This window comes from Paraburkholderia sp. Ac-20347, assembly GCF_017104805.1.
GTDB classification, from domain to species: Bacteria; Pseudomonadota; Gammaproteobacteria; order Burkholderiales; family Burkholderiaceae; genus Paraburkholderia; species Paraburkholderia tropica.
In genome coordinates this window covers 22,615-29,974 of record NZ_JAAGPN010000099.1, presented here as the reverse complement: position 1 = coordinate 29,974, position 7,360 = coordinate 22,615, and the positions used below count along the sequence as shown (strand labels likewise).

The following is a 7,360-nucleotide window of genomic DNA, read 5'->3' as shown; positions in this document are numbered from 1 at the left end:
GATCGCGAGGCCCACGCCCACCGCCGCGAGGCCGCCCAGCACGCGGCGACGCGTGGGATCGTCGGGGCCGCTCGGGCCGTGCGCGTTGCCCTGATCGCTCATCGGGCCGCCTGCTTCGTGCTGGTCCTCGGGCTTCGGGTCGTCGTGCGTCATGAAGCTGTCTCCTGTGTCCGGTCCAAATCCGGTCGAAAAGCACGCACGGGCTGGCGCGCCGTGCGCGGGCTACACGTCTGACAGGAGGATACCGCGTGCGTCGGCCCGCGCCACGCGCGCATGACGATTCGGCGGCCTGACGTGCCCGAATTTGCCGAAGACTCAACCGTCAGGTGTTACGCGGCGGCACGCCGGGCTGCGGACCTTGCGCGAGCGTCTGCGCGAGACGCGGCTCGGTGCTGCCACCGTCGTGCGCGGGCCGCGCGACGATCGGCAAATCGACGCGTTCGTGACGCGGCACGCTGCCGTTGTCGGTCCAGAGCGGGTCGGGAATCTCGCTGAACACCTGACGCAGCCGCTCGCCCCACGTCGAATGCAGCATCTCGAAGTAGGCGTTCGATTCGTCGAGCGATGCATAGCGCGTCACGCGCAGCGCATCGCGCTCGTAGACCAGCAAATCGAGCGGCAAGCCCACCGAGAGATTCGAGCGCAAGGTGGAATCCATCGAAATGAGCGCGCATTTCGCGGCCTCGTCGAGCGGCGTGCGCGGCGTCAGCACGCGGTCGATGATCGGCTTGCCGTACTTCGATTCGCCGATCTGAAAATACGGATTGACGCTCGACGTCTCGATGAAATTGCCCGCCGCGTAGATCTGGAACAGCCGCATCGGCTGACCGCGCAACTGCCCGCCGAGGATGAAGCTGCAATTGAAATCGACGTTGAAGGCCTTGAGCGCCTCGGCGTCGCGCCGATGCACCTCGCGCACCGCCTCGCCGACGAGCCGCGCCGCCTCGACCATGCCCGGCACGTTCCAGAGCGTGGGCCGCGCCGGGTCCTGATGCTCGGTGAGCACCTGCAGCGTTGCCTGCGTGATCGCCAGATTGCCTGCCACGAGCAGCACCAGCACGCGTTCGCCCGGCTCCTCGAACACGGCCATCTTGCGCGACGTGCTGATGTGATCGACGCCCGCGTTGGTACGCGTATCCGCGAGAAAAACGAGGCCGTCGTCGACGGCCATGGCTACACAGTAGGTCATGCTGTTCCCTCGACGCGTCGCTCGGCGCACCGGATGTTGCCGATGCGAAACGCGCGTCGTCTCCTTGAGTTTCCTTTCCGATATCGAGAAAACTATTGCTGCGCACTTTGTGCGCTGACGCGCACGTTCACGTCCATCGTCTCTTTCAGTCCGCCGATGCGGCGTCCGCGCACCGGCGCCGCCGCTTCGTAGTCGCGGCCCACGGCGATGCGGCAGTACTTCTCGCTCGCGAAACACGCATGCGTGACGTCCACCGTCACCCAGCCGCCGTCGAGCCAGACGTCGACCCACGCGTGGCTCGCCATCTCGGGCACGTCGCCGGGATCGACATAGCCGCTCACGTAGCGCGCCGGCACGCCGCGCGCGCGGCACAGCGCCAGCATCACATGCGCGTGGTCCTGACACACGCCGCGCCCGATCGCAAGCGCGTCCGCGGCCGTATGCGTGACGTCGGTCACGCCCGCTTCGTAGCGCACACGCTCGGTCACGCGCGCCGCCGCCTCGAGCAGCGCGGCCGCGCTGTCGAGCGGCGCGAGGCTATGCGCGAACGCGGCGAGCGCGTCGTCGGCTTCGGTCAGGCGCGTGGGCGACGTGAAATGCTCGGCGGGAATCGGGCCCTCGCCTTCGGGCAAGCGACCGTCGGCGAGCGGCACGGTCTCCACTTCGCCGCGCACGCGCAGCCGGATCTCGTTGTGCGGTTTCGAAAGCACCAACGTCATCAACGTGTTGCCGTAGGCGTCGCGGCTCGCGTCGAGCTTGCCGGGCGCATCGACATGCCATTGCGTGACGATCTGGCTCGACGTAGTGAGCGGCGCGAGGCGCAACTGCTGGATCGAATAATGCACGGGCGCATCGTAGCGATAAACGGTGTCGTGGCGAATCGCGAGTTGCATGGCGAATGTCCTTCAACAAAACGGCAACAGGAACCACATCAAGACGAAAAAGATATCGATCCGCGCGCGCCGGTCTAACCCACCGGCAGCATCAGATAGGTGCGCGCCACCTGATTGCCGAGTTCGTAGACGCGCGCGAGAAACTGCGTGAGAAACGTATGCACGCCCACCGAAAAAATCTGCCGCAAATCCGCATAGAGCAATTCGGCGCGCAGCTTGCCTGCCGTGCGCTCGACCTCTTTCGACGTGTCCGTGCGCAGCATCGCGAGATTCGCGCACACGCCGTCCATCGACGCGAGCAGCGAACGCGGCATCTGCTGATTGAGGATCAACAGTTCGACCACGCGCGCCGGCGTGACCACGTCGCGATAGACCTTGCGATAGATTTCGAGCGCCGACACCGAACTCAGAATCGACGTCCAGTAATAGAAGTCTTCGAGCTGACGCGCGGCGGAACGCGAATCGGCGTTATCGACTTCCACGAAACGCACGTCGAGAATGCGCGCGGTGTTGTCTGCGCGTTCGAGAAAGGTGCCGAGCTGCGTGAAGAACAGCGCGTCGTCCTGCAACGCCGTACCGACACGCACGCCGCGCGACAGATGCGAGCGGAATTTCACCCATTCGAACAGCGTTTCCGGATGCGTGCTCAATTCATCGGTGCGCAGCAGCTCGTGAAACTGCAGCCAGGTGTCGTTGACCGTTTCCCACCACTCCGTCGTGAGCGTGCCACGCACGGCGCGCGCGTTTTCACGCGCCGCCTGCAGACACGAATAGATACTCGACGGGTTGGTCGGGTCCGCGACCAGAAATTCGAGCACGTTCGCGCGCGTGACCTTCTCATGACGCGCGTCGAAGGCCGCGTCGAGCTCGGAGATGCGCAGCATCGCGCGATGCGTGCGCGCCTCGTCGTCGGCATTGCCCGGCAGCAGCAGCGCCTTGAGATTGATGTCCAGCATGCGCGCGGTGTTCTCGGCCCGCTCCATATAACGGGCCATCCAGAACAGATGATCGGCGGTACGGCTCAGCATGGTCGTTCCTCTTCGGTTCCAGTTGCAGCGATTCTGTCGAGCGGGTTTCTTCGGGTTTTATTCGGGCTTTATTCAAGCACCCACGTATCCTTCGTGCCGCCGCCTTGCGACGAATTCACGACCAGCGAGCCTTCCTTGAGCGCCACGCGCGTGAGGCCGCCCGCCGCCATCTGCACGGTCTTGCCGGACAGCACGAACGGACGCAGGTCGATGTGGCGCGGCGCGATGCCCGCTTCCACGAAAGTCGGGCACGCGGACAGCGACAGCGTCGGCTGCGCGATGTAATTGCCGGGCCGCGCGATCAGACGCGCGCGAAACGCCTCGATTTCCGCGCGCGTCGAAGCGGGTCCGACCAGCATGCCGTAGCCGCCCGCGCCATGCACTTCCTTCACGACCAGTTCGGGCAGCCGGTCGAGCGTGTAGGCGAGATCGTCGGGGCGGCGGCATTGCCACGTCGGCACATTGTTGAGAATCGGTTTTTCGCCGAGATAGAACTCGATCATGTCCGGTACATACGGATAGATCGATTTGTCGTCGGCCACGCCGGTGCCCATCGCGTTCGCGAGCACCACGCGGCCCGCGCGATACGCCGTGAGCAGGCCCGCCACGCCGAGCGCCGAATCGGCGCGGAATGCGAGCGGATCGAGAAAGTCGTCGTCCACGCGGCGATAGATCACGTCGACGCGGCGCGGACCTTGCGTCGTGCGCATGAACACGTAGTTGTCTTCGACGAACAGATCGCTACCTTCGACCAGTTCGACGCCCATCTGCTGCGCGAGAAACGTGTGCTCGAAATACGCCGAGTTGTACATGCCCGGCGTGAGCAGCACGACGGTGGGATCGTCCACGCCCGCGGGCGCACAGGCGCGCAGCGTTTCGAGCAGCAGATCGGGATAATGCGCGACCGGCGCCACCTTGTGCTGCACGAAGAGTTCGGGGAAAAGCCGCATCATCATCTTGCGGTTTTCGAGCATGTACGAGACGCCGGACGGCACGCGCAGATTGTCTTCGAGCACGTAGAACGCGCCGTCGCGGCCGTCGCGCACGATGTCGATGCCCGCGATATGCGCGTAGACGCCGAGCGGCAGATCGATGCCCTGCATCTCGGGCCGATACTGCGCGTTGGTATAGACCTGCTCGGCCGGAATGCGCCCGGCGCGCACGATGTCGCGATCGTGATAGACGTCGTGCAGAAACAGATTGAGCGCCTGCACGCGCTGGCGCAAACCGCGTTCGAGCAGCGCCCATTCGTCGGCGGGAATGATGCGCGGAATCAGGTCGAACGGAATCAGACGCTCGGTTCCGGACAGGTCGCCGTTGACCGCGAACGTGATCCCTACGCGCCTGAACAGCAGGTCCGCCTCGGCGCGCTTGCGCGCCATCGTTTCGCCAGTCTGCCGCTCCAGCCAGTGCTGGAACCGCTCGTAGTGCGGGCGCACGGCGCCCTCATCGCGCATTTCGTCATGGACTTGCATCGGCTCGTTCTCGCGCGTGGATGCAGCGGCGCGTCTCGCACGCATGATCGTCGTGGCGTCATGCGTGGCGCGCTGCGTACTCTGCAAAAGCAAGGGACATGCCATCCGCGCGCCCCGTTTCGCGCGCCTTCATGGTGCAAATCGGCGCGCGTAAACGAAAGCCGCCGCGCAATGCGCGAGCGGCTGGCGACGCCGACTGTCCGCGCGCCTCATCGTGGTGCAGAGACGGTGCGGACCGGGCAAGCGGCGTTTAGATCAGAGGAATACGCAGCGTCATCAAGACGAAAAACGTCTTGATCGCGACGGAGCCGGCTATCGGAAGATCGAGGCCGGAAACCCGCTCAGTACTCAGCGCTCAGCGAGAAGAGGCCGCGCTCTCGCGCTGCCCGTGGGCGCTGAGCCCGGTGCGCTGCTGCACGCCCCATTTACGCCGCCCAAGCAGGAAATGGAACCAGCCGAGTGTGGCACCCGTGTGACGCATGAGCTGAAACGAGAACGGCTCGAAAATTGCCGCCAGCAGCGCCATGCCGAAGCTGGAATGCGTGCGGTCGCCGCTCCAGCGCCGGTACAGGTGCACCGAGAACAGATGGAACGCGAGGTCGATCGCGATCTTGCCGACGATCACCGCGAGCACGGGCAGCACGATCGTGAAGCGCCCGTCGAAGAGAAAACCGAGCAGCAGCGCGAACGCCGTGAGCCCGTAGATGGGCTGCACCGTGTCGAACGCCTTGACCGGCAACATCATGAGACCGAGCTTGCCGTAACGGCGATTGCCGGTCATGTCGCGATACCAGTACTGCGTTTGCAGAAAGCCCGCGAACCAGCGGCGGCGCTGGCGCAGGAAGCTTGCGAGCGTGCCGGGCGCGTCGGTGGTGGCGCGCGCCGTGCCGATCACGCGCACGTCCCAGCCCAGACCTTCGCGCGCCGAATGGCGGCGCAGGCGGTGAATCAGTTCGTAGTCCTCGACGAGACAATGCGGATCGAAGCCGCCCACCGTCATCACTGCCTCGCGCCGGAACGCCGCGAAAGCGCCCGAAACGAGCAGCAGGCTGTCGGCACGCATCCACGCAAAGCGCGAAATGAAATTGCGGATGTATTCGTAGGTCTGGAACCACTGGAAGAAGCGTCCGCTCGCCGAGTTGCCGCAGACCGGCGTGAGCAGCCCCGCCGCCGCGACCAGTTGCGGCTCGCGGCCGAATGCCGTCGCCATGGCGGCGCAGGCGTCGGGTTCGAGCAGCGTATCGGCGTCGACGGTCATCACGGTATCGGTGTCCATCGCGCTGAGCGCCGCGTTGAGCGCGCGCGCCTTGCCGCCGTGCGCGAGCTTCAGCCAGCGCAGCGTCGGATAGCGCGCGGACGGCGCGCTCAGGCGCCCTTCGCCCGGATCGGCGAGCCCGTAGCGTTGCGCGAGCAGCGCGGCCGTGCCGTCGCTCGAACCATCGTCGGCGATCACGATCTGCTGCGGCGCGCGCGTCTGCGCGAACAGCGCGTCGAGCGTGATCGGCAACACAGCGGCCTCGTTGTGCGCGGCGACGATCACGCCGAGCGAAGGCAGCGCGTGCGTGGGCGTCGCCGATTCGTCGCTGGCCGGCGCGGGACGCAGCAGCACGCGCGCCTGCCACGCCACGAACAACAGCAGCACGGTGTCGTAAATCACATAGGCGATGCCGGTCGACCACGCCACCACGCCCTGCAGGAAGAACGCGCGCGCGAACAGCACGCACCAGAGCACCATGACGCTCAAGTGAATCACGACGCTGATCAGCGGTGTGGGCGGCGGCGTCAGGCGCGGCGAAGTGCGCGCAAGCGCCTGGTCGAGCGAGTCGTTCAAGGCAATCCTTTTGTCGTCGTTGCGTCGAGGCATGTCGTCAGCGCGATCCGTCATGGCGTAGCGGCCTTCACGGCATCATCCGGCGCAGCACCGAATGACGATCGATCCATTGATGCTTGAGCGCGCCCGCGATATGCAGCGCGAGCACGCCGTAAAGCGCGTAGCTGCACGCCGTATGCAAGGCGCCGAACTGCTCGTGCAACTGGTTCTTGGTCGCCGGATCGAGATTCATGATGAAGCCGATGCGCGGCCACTCGAACAGGCCGAACAGATACATGGGATGCGAGGCGGCGGCCACCCACGCGGAATCGTGAAGCCAGCCCGAGAGCGGCATCGCGAAGATCAGCACGTAGAGCGCGATATGCGCAGCGTGGGCCGCGACTTTTTCCCAGGCGGGAAATTCGGCGGGCAGCGGCGGCGGACGATGCGTGAGACGCCACAGCACGCGCAGGATCGCCAGACCGAGCACGGTGATGCCGATGGACTTGTGCGTATCGATCACGAAGCGGATCGCGTTGTCGGAGAGCGTGCCGTCGGGCAGCAGCGCGGCAGTCAAACCGAGCGCTACGTTGCCGAGGATCAGCAACGCGATCGACCAGTGCAGCAGCACGGCGACGCGCGTGTATTTGGACGAGGCGGCTGCACTGTCGAGACGGGAATCGGCGGAGAGAGAAGTTTTCACGTGAACGTGCCGTAACGGGTCAGTTGGGTTAACGCGCCGCGCGTCGAAATTATTCCCGCCACGCGCGGCAGGCGGCCGGGCTCGCAGGCGTGCATCCGGGCTTCATACCGGGCTTCATACGATTACGCGCGATGCCGCCGCCCGGCAATGCGCCCATTATGGCCTGTCGTCCCTGACACTGCAGAAGCCGCCCGATGGCGCGCGTGTCAGTTTGGCGTCCGGCAGCCGTCATGCAACGGTAATGAAAATGAAAAACCGGATC

Annotated in this window: 6 protein-coding genes; all 6 read right to left on the bottom strand. The window is 65.4% G+C overall.

Going from position 1 to position 7,360, the window contains the following annotated elements; all coding sequences use genetic code 11:
- Positions 1 to 322: 322 nt before the first annotated feature.
- A complete protein-coding gene (locus G3N97_RS19645) occupies positions 323 to 1,189 on the bottom strand; it encodes a proteasome-type protease (protein ID WP_205994711.1) in 867 nt (288 codons plus the stop codon).
- Between the two features lie 92 nt (positions 1,190 to 1,281).
- Entirely contained in the window at positions 1,282 to 2,082 is an 801-nt protein-coding gene (locus tag G3N97_RS19640; protein ID WP_205994710.1) for a transglutaminase family protein, read from the bottom strand.
- 74 nt (positions 2,083 to 2,156) lie between these two features.
- Entirely contained in the window at positions 2,157 to 3,110 is a 954-nt protein-coding gene (locus tag G3N97_RS19635; RefSeq protein WP_065064970.1) for an alpha-E domain-containing protein, read from the bottom strand.
- Positions 3,111 to 3,178: 68 nt separating this feature from the next.
- The gene (locus G3N97_RS19630; protein WP_205994709.1) at positions 3,179 to 4,585 is read right to left on the bottom strand and encodes a circularly permuted type 2 ATP-grasp protein; all 1,407 of its coding nucleotides are present in this window, start codon (positions 4,583 to 4,585) and stop codon (positions 3,179 to 3,181) included.
- Positions 4,586 to 4,940: 355 nt separating this feature from the next.
- The gene (locus tag G3N97_RS19625) at positions 4,941 to 6,416 is read right to left on the bottom strand and encodes a glycosyltransferase (RefSeq protein ID WP_205994708.1); all 1,476 of its coding nucleotides are present in this window, start codon (positions 6,414 to 6,416) and stop codon (positions 4,941 to 4,943) included.
- Between the two features lie 67 nt (positions 6,417 to 6,483).
- Positions 6,484 to 7,098, bottom strand: a complete 615-nt coding sequence (locus G3N97_RS19620; protein ID WP_205994707.1) for a cytochrome b — start codon at positions 7,096 to 7,098, stop codon at positions 6,484 to 6,486.
- Positions 7,099 to 7,360: the final 262 nt, after the last annotated feature.